Annotated in this window: 18 protein-coding genes; 10 read left to right on the plus strand and 8 right to left on the minus strand. The window is 62.4% G+C overall.

Features of this window, described 5'->3' with window-relative positions; translation table 11 throughout:
• Positions 1-15: 15 nt before the first annotated feature.
• Together AC07NV_RS03945 and AC07NV_RS03950 are read right to left on the minus strand one after the other, a co-directional pair.
• Positions 16-588, minus strand: a complete 573-nt coding sequence (locus AC07NV_RS03945) for a helix-turn-helix domain-containing protein (RefSeq protein WP_495165034.1) — start codon at positions 586-588, stop codon at positions 16-18.
• Between the two features lie 244 nt (positions 589-832).
• Entirely contained in the window at positions 833-3,274 is a 2,442-nt protein-coding gene (locus AC07NV_RS03950) for a TonB-dependent receptor plug domain-containing protein (RefSeq protein WP_495165035.1), read from the minus strand.
• A gap of 177 nt (positions 3,275-3,451) precedes the next feature.
• On the opposite strand from AC07NV_RS03950, the gene AC07NV_RS03955 reads away from it, so the two are divergent.
• From AC07NV_RS03955 to AC07NV_RS03970, 4 genes are all read left to right on the plus strand, one after another.
• A complete protein-coding gene (locus tag AC07NV_RS03955) occupies positions 3,452-4,795 on the plus strand; it encodes a metal-dependent hydrolase family protein (RefSeq protein WP_495165036.1) in 1,344 nt (447 codons plus the stop codon).
• Positions 4,796-4,847: 52 nt separating this feature from the next.
• Positions 4,848-6,422: an L-piperidine-6-carboxylate dehydrogenase gene (amaB, locus tag AC07NV_RS03960; protein WP_495165037.1), complete on the plus strand. Its 1,575-nt coding sequence runs from the start codon at positions 4,848-4,850 to the stop codon at positions 6,420-6,422.
• Between the two features lie 27 nt (positions 6,423-6,449).
• Entirely contained in the window at positions 6,450-7,442 is a 993-nt protein-coding gene (locus AC07NV_RS03965) for a tetratricopeptide repeat protein (protein WP_495165038.1), read from the plus strand.
• Between the two features lie 61 nt (positions 7,443-7,503).
• Positions 7,504-8,916: an amino acid permease gene (locus AC07NV_RS03970; RefSeq protein ID WP_495165039.1), complete on the plus strand. Its 1,413-nt coding sequence runs from the start codon at positions 7,504-7,506 to the stop codon at positions 8,914-8,916.
• 9 nt (positions 8,917-8,925) lie between these two features.
• Here AC07NV_RS03970 and AC07NV_RS03975 read toward each other — a convergent pair whose 3' ends face one another.
• Positions 8,926-9,072 carry a hypothetical protein gene (locus AC07NV_RS03975; protein ID WP_495165040.1) on the minus strand — a complete coding sequence of 49 codons (147 nt, stop codon included), beginning with the start codon at positions 9,070-9,072 and terminating at the stop codon, positions 8,926-8,928.
• A gap of 150 nt (positions 9,073-9,222) precedes the next feature.
• Positions 9,223-9,558, minus strand: a complete 336-nt coding sequence (locus AC07NV_RS03980; protein WP_495165041.1) for a hypothetical protein — start codon at positions 9,556-9,558, stop codon at positions 9,223-9,225.
• A gap of 113 nt (positions 9,559-9,671) precedes the next feature.
• Between AC07NV_RS03980 and AC07NV_RS03985 the strand changes: the two genes are divergently transcribed.
• Positions 9,672-10,568, plus strand: coding sequence for a LysR family transcriptional regulator (locus AC07NV_RS03985; RefSeq protein WP_495165042.1), 897 nt, complete (start codon positions 9,672-9,674; stop codon positions 10,566-10,568).
• A gap of 124 nt (positions 10,569-10,692) precedes the next feature.
• Positions 10,693-11,460 carry a sulfite exporter TauE/SafE family protein gene (locus AC07NV_RS03990; RefSeq protein WP_495165043.1) on the plus strand — a complete coding sequence of 256 codons (768 nt, stop codon included), beginning with the start codon at positions 10,693-10,695 and terminating at the stop codon, positions 11,458-11,460.
• Positions 11,461-11,497: 37 nt separating this feature from the next.
• Here the strand turns inward: AC07NV_RS03990 and AC07NV_RS03995 are convergent, their stop codons facing one another.
• The gene (locus tag AC07NV_RS03995; protein ID WP_495165044.1) at positions 11,498-12,058 is read right to left on the minus strand and encodes a hypothetical protein; all 561 of its coding nucleotides are present in this window, start codon (positions 12,056-12,058) and stop codon (positions 11,498-11,500) included.
• 191 nt (positions 12,059-12,249) lie between these two features.
• On the opposite strand from AC07NV_RS03995, the gene AC07NV_RS04000 reads away from it, so the two are divergent.
• Complete coding sequence (locus AC07NV_RS04000; protein ID WP_495165045.1) at positions 12,250-13,386, plus strand: beta-ketoacyl-ACP synthase III; 1,137 nt, start codon at positions 12,250-12,252, stop codon at positions 13,384-13,386.
• Here the strand turns inward: AC07NV_RS04000 and AC07NV_RS04005 are convergent.
• The 3 genes from AC07NV_RS04005 to AC07NV_RS04015 all read right to left on the minus strand — a co-directional run bounded on the left by AC07NV_RS04005 (position 13,354) and on the right by AC07NV_RS04015 (position 15,534).
• A complete protein-coding gene (locus tag AC07NV_RS04005) occupies positions 13,354-15,033 on the minus strand; it encodes a recombinase family protein (RefSeq protein ID WP_495165046.1) in 1,680 nt (559 codons plus the stop codon). The genes AC07NV_RS04000 and AC07NV_RS04005 overlap by 33 nt on opposite strands.
• A 73-nt stretch (positions 15,034-15,106) precedes the next feature.
• A complete protein-coding gene (locus AC07NV_RS04010; RefSeq protein ID WP_495165047.1) occupies positions 15,107-15,310 on the minus strand; it encodes a hypothetical protein in 204 nt (67 codons plus the stop codon).
• Positions 15,307-15,534 carry a helix-turn-helix transcriptional regulator gene (locus AC07NV_RS04015; protein ID WP_495165048.1) on the minus strand — a complete coding sequence of 76 codons (228 nt, stop codon included), beginning with the start codon at positions 15,532-15,534 and terminating at the stop codon, positions 15,307-15,309. The genes AC07NV_RS04010 and AC07NV_RS04015 overlap by 4 nt, the downstream gene beginning before the upstream one ends.
• 602 nt (positions 15,535-16,136) lie before the next feature.
• Between AC07NV_RS04015 and AC07NV_RS04020 the strand changes: the two genes are divergently transcribed.
• From AC07NV_RS04020 to AC07NV_RS04030, 3 genes are all read left to right on the plus strand, one after another.
• On the plus strand, positions 16,137-17,894 hold the full coding sequence (locus AC07NV_RS04020; protein ID WP_495165049.1) for a ParB/RepB/Spo0J family partition protein: 1,758 nt from the start codon (positions 16,137-16,139) through the stop codon (positions 17,892-17,894).
• 161 nt (positions 17,895-18,055) lie between these two features.
• The gene (locus AC07NV_RS04025; RefSeq protein ID WP_495165050.1) at positions 18,056-18,475 is read left to right on the plus strand and encodes a GFA family protein; all 420 of its coding nucleotides are present in this window, start codon (positions 18,056-18,058) and stop codon (positions 18,473-18,475) included.
• Positions 18,476-18,535: 60 nt separating this feature from the next.
• On the plus strand, positions 18,536-19,453 hold the full coding sequence (locus AC07NV_RS04030) for a nucleotidyltransferase and HEPN domain-containing protein (RefSeq protein ID WP_495165051.1): 918 nt from the start codon (positions 18,536-18,538) through the stop codon (positions 19,451-19,453).
• Positions 19,454-19,459: the final 6 nt, after the last annotated feature.

Raw genomic sequence — 19,459 nt, forward strand, 5'->3', positions numbered from 1 at the left:
AGCCGGCCTCGGCAATCAGGCGGTGTTGACCCACAAGACGACGGCGTCTTCCTCGCTCGTCGAGTAGCAGGCATGCTCCATGCTGCTGTTGATGTAGATGCTATCGCCGACCCCCAGGATCGCGGGCTCGTAATGCTCGGTCTGGAAGCAGATTTCGCCTTCGAGCACATAGAGGAACTCTTCGCCGCTGTGCTGCGACCAGACCTTGAAATCCTCAAGGCTGCGCGCCTTGATCGTCGTGACGAACGGCAGGATCTTCTTGTTCTTGAGTTCGGCGGCGATCAGCCGGTGGCGATAAACCGCGGTTTCCATCAGGCGGCCCGCGCCGTCCATCGTGACGCTGCGGCGTCCCGCGGCATCCTGACTCGCGTTGCTCGCGAAAAGCTCGGTAATGTCGATGTCAAAGCCGGTGGCCAGTTTCTGCACGACATCGAACGTCGGCGACATCTGGTCGTTTTCGATCTTCGACAGCGTCGAGGCGGCAAGCGCCGTCAAACGCCCCGCATCCTCCAGCGTCATGCCGCGTTCGCGGCGAAGCTGGCGCAATCTTTCGCCCAGATGAAAGCCTTCGGACCGTGGCCGCTTCATAGGGCGCACCGCACCCAACACTTCCGGCTCGTCTCCGTTTCTGGGCGGCATAAGTCTCCAATCCTTGGTCTACTCGAGATCGTACGGCATCGGCGATTGGGGACGGCTGGGGGAAGAGGTCCGGCCAATCAGCCGCCGCAATCTATAAAGCACAAATTTCCGATAGGCTACGATATTGGCATATCCGCTATGCCTCCCTCGCTTTCGCCTACCGGAAATATGCGTCGATCCCGAACAGACGAGATCAGAATTTATACTTGGCATTCAAATAGTAGAAGCCACCGGCAACTCCGAACACGCTGTGATTGTCGTAAATCAGGCCCGAACGTGCACGTGCAGCGCCGCGACCCGGCGGGTAGATGTTGAACAGGTTGCGCGCGCCGATGCTGAGGTCGACGCCCTCGATGCCCGAATAGGTCACTTCGGCGTCGAACAGCGTAACGGCCTTGCGCGGCAGGAAGGTCGCGCCATCCAGCCGGCGCCAGGCGCCATAATGGTTGGCGCGCGCCATGAAGGCGAAATCACCGACCTTGGTCGTCGTCGAGAAGTTACCGCGCCAGCGCGGCGTGCCACGTTCGAATTCGGTAACGATGGCGGAGGTGAAACCGACCGGCGGCGCCCCGCGCAATTGCTGCTCATTATAGTTCACGGCAAGGCTGAAGTCGGTCGATGCATTGTCCGACCAAGTCTGGCGATAGGTGCTGACGAGGTCGAAGCCGCGAACGCGGGTGTTCATTTCGTTCTGGAAATACCGCACATCCTCAATGTCCGCACCATTGGGGAAACCGAGCGCAGCCAGCGCAGCGCGTTCCGCCGCGGTGGTTTTACGCGAAGGCGTCAGCAGCAGGCGATCATCGACCTTGATCTGATAGAAGTCGAGCGTCGCGAGGAAGCCGTCCAGACCGGTAAAGACCATGCCGGCCGACATGTTGAACGACGTTTCCGGCTTCAGGGCGTTCGATCCGAAAACCCGCGCTGCGGGCGACCCCGGAACCAGCACGGCATCGAGGATGAAGCCGCCGAGGCCATCGAGCTGCGAGGTCAGGCTGGTGCCGAACACCTGACCGGCGGCCGGTGCGCGGAAACCGGTGCTGACCGAACCGCGCAGGGCGAAGGCATCGCTCAGTTCGAAACGGGTTGCCGCCTTGTAGCTGAAGTTCGTACCGAACTGGTCATAGTCTTCGTAGCGACCGGCGACAGACAGGTTCCACCAGGGCGTGATATCGGCATCGACTTCGGCGAACACCGCATAGCTTGCCGAGTCAAAGCTACCGGCGAACTCGGGCGAGAAACCTTGGAAGCCGTTCGAACCCGCAGGCAAATCCTTCAACGGACCGGTGGTGTAGCTGGCTTGGTCGCCGCGGCCGATGACATAGGTCTCCTTGCGATAGCTGGCGCCCGCGAAAGCAAGGATGTTGTCGGTCAGTTCATAAGATGTTTCAGCGTCGAACTGGATTTCGCGCTGGGTCAGCGAGCCCGGCTTGAACGAGGTCGGCGAGTTGACGCCCATCGAGGCGTTGATCGTACCGGTGATCGTATAGTCGACGGTGTTGGTGCCATAGCGCGCAGACAGATCCCAGTTCCACGGGCCGACCTGATCGCGCAAACCGACCAACGCGCTGAAATCTTCGAGATTTCCCGAGAATTCCGGCGTGAAACCGCCCGGATAGATGGCCGCAAGGTTGAAGGCCTGCGGGTGCGCCGGGCTGAGATCGAACGCCGAATTGGCATAGGTGCCGTGGCCGTTCACGCCGCCAGCCGTAAAGGGCTGACGCAGGCCGAAGGTGACCGCGCTTTTGCCGGTCATATAGTTGCCGAACGAATAGGCTTCGAGTTCGTCACCCAGTTCGACGCCGGCGTTCCAGACCGCCTTGAACGCCATGTAACGCGGATCGAGATTGCCTTCAGGATGCTCGGGCACGCCCTTTACGCCCGCCGCTCTCAGGGCCACCGCGCCAGCGTGGCTGGCCTTCTTCGCATAGGCCTTGGCCTGATCGGTATATTGGGCCGCGATGTTGAAATAGGCGTTGTCGCCAACCGGAACCGCAAGATGACCCTGAATGTCATAGGTGCGGCCGCCGCTTTCATAATATTCGCCGACTTGGCCAATGATCGAGCCCCCGCTTTTCGCCTTTTTCAGCTCCATGTTGATCACACCGGCGATCGCGTCCGAGCCATATTGGGCCGATGCGCCGTCGCGCAGTACCTCGACGCTCGACAGGGCAATGGGCGGAATGACGTTGAAATCCTGCCCCTGCGAGCCCGAAGTCGAAGCGTGGCCGGTGCCGATCTGCACGATCGAGGCGCGGTGACGGCGCTTGCCGTTCATCAGCAGCAGGACATGGTCGGCCGGCGAGCCGCGCAGCGTAATCGGCCGCACGAAAGAGGAGCCGTCGTTGCCCTGAAGACGCTGGGCATTGAATGCGGGCACCAGCGTGCGCAACGCGTCGTTCACGTCGGTATAGCCGGTCGTCGAGATCTGCTCCGGCGAGATGACGTCGATGGCAACCGAGCTATCGGTAACCGAGCGATCCTTGCGGCGCGTCCCGATGACGACGATGTCGCTGCCACCTTCACCGGCATCGGCGCCTTCTGCTTCCGGCGGCTGCGTCTGAGCCTGCGCGGCAGGCGTGATGGCGAATGCGAGAGCCGACGACAGCAGCAGGCGTGAAACGAACTTCGACATTTTTCCCTCCTTGGTAACCCATTTCCCCACCCCGAAATCTTTGGATTTCCGGAGCTCGCTCTATTCTTCATAATTTTCCTATCATAAAATTTATTGCCCAACTAGCAAAATATTCCTATGTGACGGGAGGCGACACGGAAGCGATCTTCGCAGCCCCGGTCGACGGGAGCTTTTTACGTGAAGGACAGGACCAAACCGCCCGCGATCAACTGGCTCACGCTTTGCGTGGGCACCCTCGCGGGCCTGTCGCTCTCGAGCGCTGCCGCCGCAATGCAATCCGATCCGATCGCCGAAGAGCGCCTGATAGTTCATGCAGGCGCCGTCATCGCAATCCCCGGCGAACGCGCACTGGGTCCCACGACGATCGTCGTTCGCGAAGGCAGAATCGCCGAAATCCGGCCGGGATATGTCGACTTCCCCGATACGCCCACGATCGACCTGAAGGACCGGACAGTGCTGCCCGGCCTGATCGACACGCATGTCCACTTCAGCTTTTCGCCCGAAACGAAACTATGGTCGGCGGCGATCGACACGCCCGAAGACGTCGCGCTCTTCGCCTTTTCCAATGCGAAAAAGACCCTGGAAGCCGGCTTCACGACCGTCCGCGATGTGGGGTCCGACGGCTATTCGATCCACGCGCTGCGCGATGCGATCAACGAAGGCACCGTCGCCGGGCCGCGCATCTTTCTGTCGGGCACCTCGCTGTCGATCGTCGGCGGTCATGGCGACATGTCGGGGCTCAACCGCAAGACGACCGAGGCCTTATATCCCTATGACTATACCGGAGCGTGCACCGGCCCGGTCGAATGCGCGCTGCGCGTCCGCGAGGCCGCCAAATATGGTGCCGACCTGATCAAGATCACATCGACTGGCGGCATCATGTCACAGCAGGCGCGTGGGCTCGGGCAGCATTTGAGCGACGACGAACTAACCTCGATCGTCACCACCGCGCACAGTCTCGGGCTCAAGGTCGCGGCGCACGCGCATGGCGGCGAAGGCGTCGCTGCATCGGTCCGCGCCGGCGTCGATTCGATCGAGCATGGCACATATCTCGACGAGGAGACCGCGAAGCTGATGGCCAAACGCGGGACATGGCTCGTCCCGACCCTCGGCCTGCTTGATTCGCGAAAAGAGAGCGACGCCAGCCCTGCGGTGCGAGCCAAGATGGTCGAAGCCCGCCGTGTCGCGGGACGCAATATCCGCCTCGCGGTCCAGCATAAGGTCAATATCGCCTTTGGTACCGACGCGGGCGTGTCGCCGCACGGCCAGAATGCCCGGCAGTTCCGCCACATGGTCGAACAGGGGCCGATGACGCCGATGGCCGCGCTTCGCTCGGCCACCGTCGATGCCGCAACGCTGGTCGACCAGTCGGCCAATCTGGGCACGATCGAAGTCGGAAAATTCGCCGACATGATCGCCGTCGGCGGAGATCCCGCGCACGACATTTCGGTGATGGAGCATGTCTCCACCGTCATCAAGAACGGCCGCGTCGTCGTTCACGACCGGGAAGACCGGCCCTGAACCCTGCCTGGTTCGACACACACTCTCTCTCGCAACGCTTTCAACGGACATAATGATGAACGCTATCGACACGTCTCTCTCCCCAAAATCGGCCCGGCTCGCGGCGGGCGCCCACAGCGACGCCGTTACCGCCATATTCGGTGACCTCGGGCTGTCGCTCGACGATCATCTCGGTTCCGATCTCGGCGTGTTTTCGCCGATCGACGGATCCGAACTCGCGCGGCTGAAAATGCACCAGCCAGCCGACATGGATGTCGTGGTCGCGAACGCGCAAACCGCGTTCCTCGCCTGGAAACAGGTGCCCGCCCCCCACCGCGGCGAGCTTGTCCGGCGCTATGGTCAGCTCGTTCGCGAGCACAAGGAAACCCTGTCGCGCCTGCTCACCATCGAAAATGGCAAGATTCTGACCGAAGCGCGCGGCGAAGTGCAGGAAGTCATCGACATCTGCGAATATGCCGTCGGCCTGTCGCGGCAGCTGTTCGGACTCACGATCGCGTCCGAACGCGCCGAGCACCGGCTGACCGAATATTGGCATCCGCTCGGCCCGCTCGGGCTGATTTCGGCATTCAATTTCCCCGCTGCGGTCTGGGCATGGGGCACCACGGTCGCGCTCGTCTGCGGCGACAGCGCGATCTGGAAGCCCTCCGAAAAGACACCACTCACCGCGCTCGCCTTTGGCAAATTGCTCCAGAAGGTCGCGGCTGACTATGAATTCGCGCCCGCACATCTGGTGCAGGTCGCCATCGGCGCCGCCGAATGCGGCGGCATCATCGCCGACCATCCAGGGATCGCGATCGTCAGCGCAACGGGCAGCGTTCGCATGGGGCAGGATGTCGGCGTCCGGGTCCAGCGGCGCTTTGGCCGCCCGGTCCTCGAACTCGGCGGCAACAATGCCGCGATCGTGGCGCCCAGCGCCGATATCGGCCTTGCCCTGCGCGGGACGGTGTTTGCCGCAACGGGCACCTGCGGCCAGCGCTGTACGTCGCTTCGTCGCCTGATCGTCCACGACAGCATCCGTGGCGATTTCGTGAAGCGTCTGATCGCGACCGTGGGCAGCCTGCGTATCGGCAGCCCGCTCGTCGACGACACCCATGTCGGCCCGCTGATCGACAAGGCGGCCTTTGACGCGATGCAGCGCGCGCTCGAACAGGCGCGCCGCGAAGGCGGGATCGTCCATGGCGGCGAGCGGATCGATATCGAGGAATCGGAGGGCGCCTATTATGTCCGCCCCGCGATCGTCGAAATGCCCGCGCAGAGCGAAATCGTTCGCGAAGAAACCTTCGCCCCCATCCTTTATGTCTTGCCCTACGCGACGCTCGACGAAGCAATCGCGCTGCAGAATGGCGTGCCGCAGGGGTTGTCGTCGTGCATCTTCACCAACGATGTGCGCGAAGCCGAGCGGTTCCAGTCGGCGCAGGGCAGCGATTGCGGCATCGTCAATGTGAACATCGGCACCAGTGGCGCCGAGATCGGCGGCGCCTTCGGCGGCGAGAAGGTGACCGGCGGCGGCCGCGTGTCGGGCTCGGACAGCTGGAAGAACTATATGCGCCGCGTTACCGCGACGGTGAATTATTCGACATCGCTGCCGCTCGCGCAGGGTGTGAAGTTCGATCTCGACGTAGACTAGAACATATCTGTTTGGAGGAGGTTTAATATGGTCCCCGGAAAACTGAAATTATTGGCATCGGCCGGCCTGTTGTTCGTCGCCATGCCGTTATCGACGGCGGCGCAGGAAGGCAGCGCGCAGGGCACGTCTCTACTCGGCAAGCCGATGGTCACGACGCAAACGCGCAACGCCAATGTCGCCGCGACCGAAACGCTCGATCGCGCAGCGCGCGAGGCCAAGGCGGCGTTCGAAGCCAATATGACGGCCGACAACGCGACCTGGTATGGCCGCATCCTCTTCTATCAGGGCTATTCGAAAGAATCCGCGGCGGTCTATGATCAGGCCCTCAAGCGCTTCCCCAATTCAGGCAAGCTGCTGCGCCACCGCGCGCATCGCGCCTTTTCGCTGCGCGAGTTCGACAAGTCGATCGAACTGGGGCTGAAGGCAGCCAAGATCTATGAAAACCAGCCGCTCGAGCGCGAGAAGCCGGGCCCCGATTATTTTCCCGGCGACCCCGATGTCGTTCAATATTATCTCTATTACCACCTCGGCCAGGCCTATTTCGCCAAGCATGATTTCGACAATGCCGCAAAATGGTTCGCCAAATCGGCGGAGTCGGCCGCCTTCACGCACGACGTCGAGGCGCGGACGGCAAACGGCTATTGGGAATATCTCTCGCTCGCGCGCGGCGGGAAACTTCGCGAGGCACAGAAGCTGCTCGACGACTATGATCTGACATTGTTCGAGGTTCACCCCAAGGGCGGCTCGGACACCTATTTCGACGGGCTGCAACTGTTCAAGGGCCACCGCGCCACCGACAGCTTCTTCAGCGATAAGGACAGCGGGCGCGCCTTTGCAACCGCCGACGGGGTCGCGGCGTCGACCGCCTACAGCCTTGCCAACTATTACATCCTGAGCGGCGAGCCCGAGAAAGCAAAGCCTTGGCTGAAGCGCTCGATCAATGTCGACAGCTGGGGCTTCTTCGCCCGCATCCAGGCCGAAGCCGACTGGTTGCTGCTGTTCCCGGGCGAACAGCCCTGACCTGACACGCTGGGCGAGCGGCGGACCCGAACAATCGGGCCGGATATCTGGGAGAAGCATCGTGAATAACTGGACCCGCCGCAAACCCATCGCGCCGGCCGGCGAGCGCCGCGCCGACGCGCTGCCGCCCAGCCTGTCCTGGCCGCAGCTCATGGCGCTTGGCGTCGGCGCGATTATCGGCACCGGGATCCTGACCCTGATCGGGGTCGGTGTCGACAGGGCGGGTCCCGCGGTGCTGCTGTCGTTCGCCATCGCCGGCGCGGTTTGCGCGTGCGCCGCACTCGCCTACGCCGAATTATCCTCGATGATGCCCGCGGCGGGAAGCGCCTACAGCTATTCCTACGCCGGCCTCGGCGAAATCTTCGCCTGGGTGGTGGGGTGGAGCCTGATCCTCGAATATTCGCTGGTCGTGTCGACGGTGGCAGTGGGCTGGTCGGGTTATGCGTCGCCGCTTCTGATCGGCATCGGCTTTCCCGAGGCCTTGACGCGCGGCCCCGAACTCGGCGGCCTGATCAACCTCCCCGCCATCGCCATCATCGCGATCGTCACCGGCCTGTTGTTGCTGGGCACACGCGAAAGCGCCCGTATCAATGCTGTGCTCGTGGTCGTGAAGATCGTTACCCTGCTGCTTTTCGTCGGTTTCACGCTGCCCTATTTCGACGCCGCGAACCTCAACCCCTTCATGCCATACGGCTATGCCGCAAACGTCGGCGGCGACGGGGTGCAGCGCGGCGTCATGGCCGCCGCTGCCATCATCTTCTTCGCCTTTTACGGCTTCGATGCAATTTCCACCGCAGCAGAGGAAACGAAGCGGCCGGAGCGCGATCTGCCGATCGCGATCATCGGATCGATGGCGATCTGCACGATCATCTATATGCTGGTCGCCGCCGTCGCGGTTGGCGCGACCCCGTTCGCGCGCTTTGCCGACAGCCCCGAACCGCTCTCGCTCATCCTGCGTTCGATCGGGCAGGCGGGCATTGCGAAAATCGTCGCAACGACCGCCGTCATCGCGCTGCCGACCGTATTGCTCGCCTTCCTGTACGGGCAAAGCCGGATTTTCCTCGCAATGGCGCGTGACGGCTTTCTGCCGCGGCGTTTCGCCCAAATTTCGAAGCGGGGCACGCCCACACGCATCACGCTGGGAACCGCCGTGATCGTCGCGATCCTCGCGGGGCTGCTGCCCATCGGCAAGGTCGCCGCCCTCGCCAATGCCGGAACTTTGATTGCCTTCATAGCCGTCGGCCTCTGCTTGCTGGTACTGCGGCGTCGCGCCCCGAATGCCCCGCGCCCCTTTCGCGTTCGCGCTGTGTGGCTGGTCGGGCTCGGGACCATCGGAGGCTGTCTCTATCTGTTCCTGAACCTGCCGCTCGAAACCCTTTTATGGTGCCTGGCCTGGAACGCGATCGGTCTCGTCATCTATGTGGCATATGGGCAAGGCCAAAGCACGTTGGGCAGAGCCGGCATCGACGGCTAGCCCCTTCCGCTATTTGCCCGCTTCGCCCTTTGCGGCGCTCGCTTGCCGCAGCCTGTTTTCACGCATCGCCAACTCTTCGTACCGGCAAAGCGGCACCGCAGCCTTGGCGACAGGGCGGTCGGGAGGCGTTTCGCTGCTGGGTTTCCTGTCGGCCATTTCGGGCCGCAATCTACCCCACCCGCCGCTTGCGGCCAATATGCGGGGTGTACAAACAAATGGGGCGGCCTCTTTGCGAGGCCGCCCCAGTCTTGTGGATCCGTCGGGGAGAGAGGGAGAGGACGGTCCGGAGATAGGTGTCAGTCTGTCTTAGCGCGCAGCCATCTGGCTGTCGGTTTCGACTTCGGCGACGCCGGCGAGCTTCAGCGCGGCGCGGAACTGCTTGGCGGCGGCACGTTCGTTGCCCGCTTCGCACAGCTTCTTTCCGGTCGAAACGAAGCGCTTGGCGTTGGCCTGCCTGCCGCCCTCGGCGCCGGTGGCGGCGACATGGGCCTGTTCGGCGAGACCGGCGCAGCGATAGTCGCCACCCGACTGGGCGTAAGCGGGGGCTGCGGATGCCATCAGGCCGGTGAAGGCCAGCGCCGAAGCGGCGACGATTGCAAAAGCGGCGGGAAAGCGACGGAATGAGGAGATCTGATAGGCCATGGGAGAGGTTCCTTTCGTTTCTTTGTGCAACCTTTTTAGCCGCGGTTGCGCACGTAGATAATCCTCTATAATCTGCAAGTGCTTTGAAGCAGGATTTAACAATCCCCCATGGGGTGCTCGACGGGATCGAAGCTTTCCTGCGTGTCGCGGAACGGCGGAGCTTTTCCGCCGCAGCCGCCGACCTCGGCGTCTCTCCTTCGGCGATCAGCCAGATCATCAAGGGGCTGGAAGCCCGCGTCGGCGCCCCCTTGTTCATGCGCACCACCCGCAGCGTCGGACTGACCCAGGCGGGCGAGATGTTCCTCGATCGCGCCGCACCCGCCTATGCGGGGCTGGGCGACGCCTATGAAGCCGCACGCAATCTCGGCAACCGGCCCGCGGGTCGGTTGCGCATCAATCTGATGCGCGGCGCGGTACAGCCCTTGTTCGAACCGATCATCGCGGGCTTTTGCGAAACCTATCCCGACATCGAACTCGAAATTTATGCAGAGGACGCGCTCGCCGACCTCAGCGCCGGCGGCTTTGACGCCGGGGTGCGGATGGGCGAATCGCTCGATGCCGATGTGATCGCTGTCCGCCTGACCGGGCCTTTTCGTTTCGTCGCGGTCGCGACCCCGGGTTATCTGGCGAAGCACGGGCGCCCGGAAAGCCCCGACGAACTGCGCAATCATCGTTGCGTTCGGATGCGCATGGGAAGCGGCGCGCTGATGCCGTGGACCTTCGAAAAGGGGAATCGCGAGATCGAGGTCGCGGTGACCGGCCCGGTGATCGTCAATGACTTCACCGCGATGATGGTCGCGGTGCACGCCGGGGTCGCGATGGGCATGACCGCCGAGCCCGTGGTCAAGGCGCAGGTCGCGTCCGGCGAACTCGAACTCGTGCTTGCCGACCATGCCTGCTCGACCTCGGGTCTCTTCCTTTATTACCCCAGCCGCAAACAGGTGATGCCCAAGCTCCGCGCCTTCATCGATTATGTGCGCGACTATCTGCCCGACGACGTCACCGGCTGACCCTTGTCGGAGGCGTGCGATCGAGCGCAGAAACAAATCCCTTTGCCGCCAGCAGAAAAATTGGGCTGGCGCCGACAGGGAAATCCCGGCAGCAGGTTCTCTATTAAAAGGGTTGGGATGAACTATGATCGATTTTGCGGCTATCGACTTTACCGCCCTGTTGCCGTTCATCCTGATTGGTTTCGCCGCACAGCTGGTCGACGGCGCGCTTGGCATGGCGTTCGGGGTCATCTGTAACACACTGCTGGTTGCCGTACTCGGCGTCCCACCTGCGACGGCATCGGCGCGCATCCATGTGGTGGAGATTTTCACGACCGGCGCGTCGGGACTCAGCCACCTGTTTCACCGCAACATCGACTGGCCGCTGTTCTGGCGCCTGTTGATTCCGGGTGTAATCGGAGGCGTGTTGGGCGCCTATGTGCTGTCGTCGCTGCACGCTGATGTCGTAAAGCCCTTCGTGCTCGGCTATCTGGTACTGATCGGCGTGTGGCTTTTGATCCGCGGCCTGCTCTATCCGCCCAAGTTCGAAAAGCCCAAGATCGTTGCCCCGCTTGCAGTCGTCGGGGGCTTTCTCGACGCCGCGGGCGGTGGCGGCTGGGGCCCGGTGGTGACATCGAATTTGCTGGTTCAGGGCGGTGAACCACGCAAGGTCGTCGGCACGGTCAACAGTGTCGAATTCTTCCTCGCTGTCGCCGTCTCGATCGCCTTCATCTGGAATCTGGGTTTCTCGCAAATTCTCGGCCCCACGCTCGGCCTGATCGTCGGCGGCGTCGCCGCGGCGCCGCTGGGCGCAATGATGGCCAAGCGCTTTTCGCCCAAGGTAATGTTGGTCATGGTCGGCATCGTGCTGATCGCGACCAGCGCCTTTGGCCTCTACAAGGCGCTGTCCTGATCAAAAGCCTGCTTTCGACCGAAAGCGGGCCGACGGCTCAATTCGCCGGCTTGGTCTCGTCGATCTTGTCGACCCATTCGGGATAGAAGCTTGGCTCGCGCGCTGACCAGCCGGGCGCGGTTGCCGCAGCTTCGCTGATCGACTGGAGGAGCAGCCGGCGCTTGTCGGGGTGGAGATGCGGCAAAGATGCCGCGGCACAGAACGCCCCCGGCAACCACGGCCGCGCATGCGCACCGAGCAGCCGCTCGTAAAGGAAGCGATAGGGTGCGAAGGCGTGCAGCCGGTCCTGACCGAGGTCGAATGCCGATATCGCGACCAGTGGCGCCATGAAATGTTCGAGCGCATCGAGCCCGCTGTCGTCGGGGATATGGGCCCGGACGTCGGCCAGCCGCTGATAGACACGCGCTTGGACCCGGATCGCGGTTTCCTCGACCATGTCGCGCGACCAGCGCGCGATCGCGTCGTCGCGTTCGAGCCCGATATCGAGCGAGCGGCGGATGTACCGCTGCGTCGCCGCCGGGAAGGCCGCAAATTCCTTGATTTCCGATATCGACAGATCGCCTGCTGCCGGTCCCGAACGCCCAGAATGCGTAACCATGGTCGTGCTCCCGCACGGCGCCCGGGGAGCCATCCCCCCGGAGGCCTGCATCAAACAGTCTGCCACCAAAATGGTTAGTGGCGGGTTAACCATGACGTCGGACATTGTTCAGCAAGCGGTGGGGCGTTGCGCGGCGCCGCGACGGAGCCTAATCAGCGTGTCTTGAATCTCTAAGACACACGAGAGCCACCATGTCGCATTCACCGCAGCCGGTCATTTCCGCAACCGGCCTCTTCACCCCCGCCGAACGCATCTCCAACGAAGAACTTGTCGCCAGTTTTAACCATTATGTTGCGCTGCACAACAAAGAAAATGCAGCCGCAATTGCCGCTGGCGAAATCGCGGAACTCGCTGAATCGAGTGTCGAATTCATCGAGAAGGCGAGTGGGATCGGTTCGCGCTTCGTCGTCGACAAGGCAGGCATCCTCGACCCTGAACACATGGCGCCGCGGATCGCTGAGCGCAGCAATGACGAGCTGTCGATCCTCGCGGAAATCGGAGTTGCCGCGGCAAAGGACGCACTGGCGCGCGCCGGACGCGATGCAGGCGACGTCGACGCGGTGCTGTGCGCGGCGTCGAACATGCAGCGCCCCTATCCGGCCATGGCGGTCGAAATTCAGGACGCGCTCGGCATAGACGGTTTCGGGTTCGACATGAATGTCGCCTGCTCGTCAGCGACATTCGGTATCCAGACCGCCGCCGACTATATCCGCGCGGGACATGCAAAGAGCGTGCTCGTTGTAAATCCCGAAATTTGTTCGGGCCATCTCAACTGGCGCGACCGCGACAGCCATTTCATTTTCGGCGATGTCGCAACCGCGATCCTCGTCGAGGACAAGACCATCGCGCCCGCGGGCCATTGGGATATTCTGGGCACCAAGCTCAAGACGGTCTTCTCGAACAACATCCGCAACAATTTCGGTTTTTTGAACCGCGGCCATGGCGGCATCGACCAGTCGGGGCCGACCAGCGACAAGCTGTTCGTCCAAGAGGGCCGCAAGGTGTTCAAGGAAGTCGTGCCGATGGTCGCGAACATGATCGTCGAACAGATGGAAATTCTCGGCCTCGAAGGCGCCGATATGCGCCGCCTGTGGCTGCATCAGGCAAACACAAACATGAACCGACTGATCGCGCACCGCGTGCTGGGGCATGAAGCGAGCGATGACGAAAGCCCGACGGTACTCGACACCTATGGCAATACGTCGAGCGCCGGGTCGATCATCGCATTCCACCTGCACCACGAGGATATGGCAGCAGGCGAGACCGGGCTGATCTGCTCGTTCGGGGCGGGCTATTCAGCCGGAACGGTGTTTATCCGGAAGACCTAAATATAGCCGTCGCCCCCGCGAACCCAGAGGCACCGATGTTATAACTCGGCTTGCCTCGGGTTGCGGGTTGCCGTTCACAAAGTCGAGAATGCCCATCAACGATCCGTGGAGTGTGGCATGCACCTCGCCGCGCTTGTCACCAGGATGCAGAATGATCTTGCCGACGAGTGATCGGATGTCGCTTGAGGCATCGAGCCGCGTTTTGGGGTCTTCAAGCGTCTCCATGAGCGCGGCAACCTTGCGCTTGTAGACTTCGGCAATGCCCGGATGAACGTCAGGAATATCCTGCGGCGTTTCTGCGAGCCGCACGGTGATTTCGGCTCTCTCGCGTTCTAGCTCCGCCATACGGGCCTTCATAACCGGCTGATACAGTCCGTCCTCGATCGCCGCCATGATGCCCGCCACCGCGCGGTCGATTCTTACGAGCCCTCGGGTATCGGCGTCGGCCTGAACGCGCCTCTCGCGGTTCGCGCCGTTGATGTGCGCCGCATAGGCAGCAACAGCCGCTTTGATCTTGTCGGCTGATACCAGCCGGTCGGCGATGCCGACAAGCGCGCGGCGTTCAAGTTCCGCGCGCTTGATCGTCCGGCTGTTGGTGCAGGCGCGGCTGCGATGATGCTTCACGCATCCGTACCGGTCGCCCACGACGATCGCATAGTTGCCGCCGCACGCGCCACATTCGAGAAGACCCGAGAGCAGATAGGCGGGACGTCGCGCACCGATCGACGCACGCGCCTGCGCCGATTCCTTGATGTTCACGTAGCGCGCGGCAAGCACCTCCTGCTGGTGCTTCACCGCCTCCCATAGTGCGTCGCTGACGATGCGCAGATCGGGAACTTCATTCCGGACCCACTCGGTCTCGGGATTGAACCGCGTGACGCTCTTCCCCGTAGCGGGGTCTGTCACCGAATGTTTATGGTTCCAGACGCGGACGCCAACATATAGCTCGTTGTTGATGATGCCGGTGCCCCGGCGCACATCGCCGCGGATGCCCGTATCGCGCCATGGAGCCCCCGCAGGACCCGTAATGCCGTCAGCGTTGAGGTCGCGCGCAATAGCGCGCGGGCTCTTGCCCACAGCGAACTCGCGGAAAATACGCTCGACGATAAGCGCTTGGACCGGATCGATTTCGCGCTCGCCGCGCACCAACTCACCCTCGCTGCTGAGCCGCCGGATAATGCGATAGCCAAAAGCGTTCGGCCCAGCCGAGAAGCCCTTCTCGACCCGGCCGCGCAGGCCGCGATGCGTCTTCTTGGCAAGGTCTTTCAGGAACAGCGCGTTCATCGTGCCCTTGAGCCCGACATGCAGCTCGGTGATTTCGCCCTCGGCGAGCGTGATCAACGACACCCGCGCGAACTGGAGATGCTTGTAGAGGGTCGCGACATCGGCCTGATCGCGCGACACCCGGTCGAGCGCTTCGGTGAGCACAATATCGAACTTGCCCGCCCGCGCGTCAGCAAGCAGCTTCTGGATACCCGGACGCAGGATCATGCTCGCGCCCGAGATGGCGGCATCCTTATAGAGGTGCTCGATCTGCCAGCCTTCGCGCTCTGCGCGTTCGCGGCAGATGCGCTGCTGGTCGGCGATCGATGCGGCATTCTGCTGGTCGGAGGAATAGCGGGCGTAAAGCGCGGCAAGGATCATCATGTCTTCCTTTCGAGTGGCGGGACAACGGCCCGCACAGCCGGGTAAGACAGTGTCCCGCGCATATACCCTATGATCAAGGATTGGGCGCCCCCGGGTTTTCCGGTGCAGGTTCATTGTCATTCGCCGCCTTGCGGGCGCGAATATGCTCGCGGGCGATATGCCGTCCGATCGCCTCGGCGACGCGCGTCAACGCCGCGTCGACTGCTGCCGGATCGGGAACGGTGTCATTGTCGTTCGCAGGCGTGACAGGAGCCTCTTGTGCCTCATCCTTCTTCATAGCGGCCCCATCGGGGATACCGGGCTGTCATTGTCGGCGCGGTAGCGAACGGGGTCGGCGATCCAGCGGCTGACCGCGGATTCATGCCATCCGGCGCCGTGAATGCTGATCTTCAACTGCGAAGGGAACGTCCCTTCCGCAATCTTGCGATAGAGGGTCGAACGCGACAGCCCGGTGCGGGCGAGGACAGTCTGGAGGCGGATGATCTTTTCCGGATCGGGCATGAAGCATACTCCATCGGCTGACGGTTATTGGGCTCCCCTGGGTGTAGAATTGGGGATCCCGAGAAACCGCGCAAGAGTGCCAAAAATGGTGTCTGTACCGCGATGCGTCCGGCAGCGTTTCCTTGCGTCCGACAGCGTCCGGTAGCGCCGAATTGCCGGTATACAGAAATATTCCCATACCGTCCCAACAACGGAGTTGGTGCCAGGCTTGGCACCCCCGATCAGCCCCTTGGATCAGAAAAATCCGATTCGAATCGCGTCCCGCCGATGCCGGCCACGCTCTATTCCGCTTCGCTCCACCGAGGCGTCGCTACGCGCCGTCTCGTCGGCTTCGCCGTGACAATCGCTGACGCGGGGCCGAAGCCATGCTCCGGCCCGAAGGACATCGCGCTGACGCGCGATGGGGTGGGCCTCCGGCCGTGCGAGGTGGTCGTCGCTCTCCTCTGAGGCCCGCCCGGCAGCGCGCAACCCCTGCGGGGTCCTCCATTGCATTTCGGCCTACGGTGCGCCCTGCCTTCATGGCGGGCCTCTCCGGTCGCTCTCGCCGCCCACCCCGCTCAGCCGGGGCTGCGGTGGTTTGGAAGAGCAAAGGAGTAAGGATCATGGAACTCAAGCATATCGACATCGCCAACCTCTCGGTTTCGCCCGCCAACATGCGCGGGGTCACCAAGAAGCCGGACCTCACCAACATCCTGCCGTCCGTCCGGGCGCGCGGCATTCTCGTGCCGCTGATCGTCAGGCCGGGTACGGAAGACGGGAACTACGAGATCGTTGCGGGCAAGCGGCGCTATCATGCGGCGCTGACCGTGGCGGAAGAACAGGATGGCATCGACCCGCTGCCCTGTGCGGTGATGGAAGCCGGGGACGATGCGGCGGCGCTCGAAGCCTCGTTGATCGAGAATATCGCCCGGCTCGATCCCGACGAGATCAATCGCTGCGAATCTTTCACCCGGCTCGTCCGCGAAGGGCGGAGCATCGAGGCTATCGGCCTGACCTTCGGGCTGACGAGCCTTCAGGTGAAGCGGACGCTTGCCATCGGCAATCTCCTGCCCCGCATCCGCAATCTCTATCGCACCGACAAGATCGATGTCGTCACCATGCGGCATCTGACCCTCGCCACCAAGGCGCAGCAGCGCGAATGGCTGGCACTGGTCGATTGCCCGGAGAAGCACGCGCCCACCGGCACGAGTTTGAGGGCTTGGCTATTCGGAGGCAGCGCAATTGCGGCCAAGGTCGCGATGTTCGATGTCGCGAGCTATGCCGGTGAGGTCGTCTCTGACCTATTCGGTGAGGACAGCTATTTTGCCGACGCCGATGCGTTCTGGACCGAGCAGATGGCCGAGGTCGAGAAACAGGCGGACTTCTATCGCGATAGCGGTTGGTCCGATGTCGTCGTCATGGAGCGCGGCGCCTATTTCAATTCGTGGGAGCATGAACGCTGCCCGAAGAAGAAGGGCGGCAAGGTCTTCGTGTCGGTCAGCCATCGCGGCGAGATCGGTTTCCACGAAGGCTATATCACCACCAAGGAATCGCGGCAGCGCGCCAAGGGTGCAGCAGCGGGTGCCGCTACCGCCAAGCCGGTACGCTCCGAGGTCAGCGCGGCGCTCGGCAATTATATCGACCTGCACCGTCATGCCGCCGTGCGCGCGTCCTTGCTGTCCGATGCGGGGACGGCGCTACGGATGATGGTCGCCCATGCCATCGTCGGATCACCGCTGTGGCGCATCGATGTCGAGCGGCAGCGCGCTGCCAGCGATGCCATTGCCGAGAGCGTTGAAGTGTCGGCGAGCGAAGCCACCTTCGATGCGAAGCGCCGCGAGGTTCTGGCGGCGCTCGGGTTCGACCCCGAGACGCCCACCGTGGTTGGCGGCTATGACGGCGATCATGATGTTGTCGGCTTGTTTGTCCGCTTGGCCGCGCTGTCCCACGAAGGGGTGATGGGCATTCTTCCCGTCGTGATGGGCGAGACGCTTGCCGTAGGCAGTTCCGAGGTCGATATGTTGGGTCAATTGCTCGGCACCGACATGAAGGCCTGTTGGCAGGACGCCACCGTGCTGCCCGATCTTCTCCGCGACAAGCAGGTGCTGACGGCCGTCATTGCTGATGTTGCAGGACCCGATGTCGCCGAAGCCAATGCCGAGGCCACCGCCAAGGTCCAGCGCGGCATTCTCGTCGATTGCCTGACCGGCAGCAATGGCCGTGCGAAGGTCGAGGGCTGGCTGCCGCGCTGGTTCGCCTTTCCGCCCAGCGGCTATACCGAGCGCGGCGGCATCGGCTGTGTCGCACGGAGTGCCAGCATTGCACCGCTTCTCGCTCCGGCCGAATGCGACGGCGAACCGGAAATGCGCCAAGCCGCCTGAACTGCAAGCAGCAATTTTCATGGAGGAGCGGGAAAACTCGCTCCTCATTTTTTGCCCGGCGCGAAACGCCGGGCATTCTGTCCTTGCCAATGGTGTGCCCGATATCGCAGCTAGATCCCCTGTGGAGACGTGAGCGACAATCATCGTGGGGGAACAGGCATATGTCGGAGCCAATCAAGGGGTCGTGCCTGTGTGGCAAGGTCGCTTTCGTCATTGAGGGCAAGTTCGGGCCGGTCGGACAATGTCATTGCTCAAAATGTCGCAAGGTGTCCGGGACTGACGGCAACGCAACATTCTATACAGCGGCGAAGAGCCTGCGCTGGCTCAGCGGCGAGGACGAGGTTCGGACCTACATGGTTCCCGATGGCAATGGCTGGCAATCGACCTTCTGTGGAACCTGCGGGAGTCCGACCCCGCATACGGATAGCAACGGCAAAATCTATTTCGTGCCAGCGGGGCTGCTCGATGACGATCCGGGCTTTCGCGGCTATGCTGCGCACATATATGTCGGCTCGAAAGCGCCTTGGGTCTGTATCTCCGATGATGCGCCACAATATGCTGAAGGCTTCCCGCCGCCATAAGCGATTGAATCATGGTGGGTCCGGTTGGCGGGACGCCGTTTCCGCGCTAGAAAGTATCTGATGCGAACCGACGTCGATCATCTTCCTGCCGCGAAGCAGCGCGAGCTTGAGCGCATCGTCGAGATATTGTTCGACGAGTTCGGCCAGACGACCGAAAATGCGACCGGGCGCCGCAAGGGCGCCCGCATCCTCAAGATCATCCTGTTCGGCAGTCACGCGCGCGGCGATTGGGTCGATGCGCCGCTGTCGGCGAACCAGTATAAATCTGACTATGATATCCTCGTCATCGTAAGCCAGAAGGAACTGACCGACCGCGCAGCTTATTGGGCCAAGGCCGAGGAACGGCTGATCCGTGCCTACACGATCGAGAAGACGCTGCGCACGCCGGTCAATTTCATCGTCCATTCGCTCCATGAAGTGAATGACGGGCTCGCCCACGGTCGTGTCTTCTTCATGGAAGTCGCGAAGGATGGCGTGGCGTTGTACGAAACGGACGGCAGCGAACTGGCTACGCCCAAGCCGAAGACGCCCGAGCAGGCATTGGCAGTGGCGACGGAATACTTTGAGGAGTATCTACCTTCTGGCCTTCGAAAATTTGATCTGGCGTTGGAAGCGCAACGGCGCGGCTACAGCAAGGATGCTGCGTTTCTGCTCCATCAGGCGACAGAAAGCCTTTATCAAGGCCTCCTGCTCACGCTGACCTTCTACACCCCATACAACCACAATATCGCCTTCTTGCGCTCGCTCGCCGAAGGACACGACCGGCGCCTCTATGACGTCTGGCCCGAGGCCAACCGCCGCGAGCGCGCGATGTTCCAGAAGTTGAAGGAAGCGTACACCAAAGCCCGCTATTCCAAGCATTACAAAATCAACGCAGAAGAGTTGACGTGGCTCGGCGAGCGCGTCGAGGAACTCGGCCGCGTCGTCCATCAGGTCTGCACCGACAAGATTGCCGAACTCGAAGCCGCCACGCGGTAAAATGAT

The organism is Sphingopyxis sp. GW821-FHT10B01 (assembly GCF_059415685.1).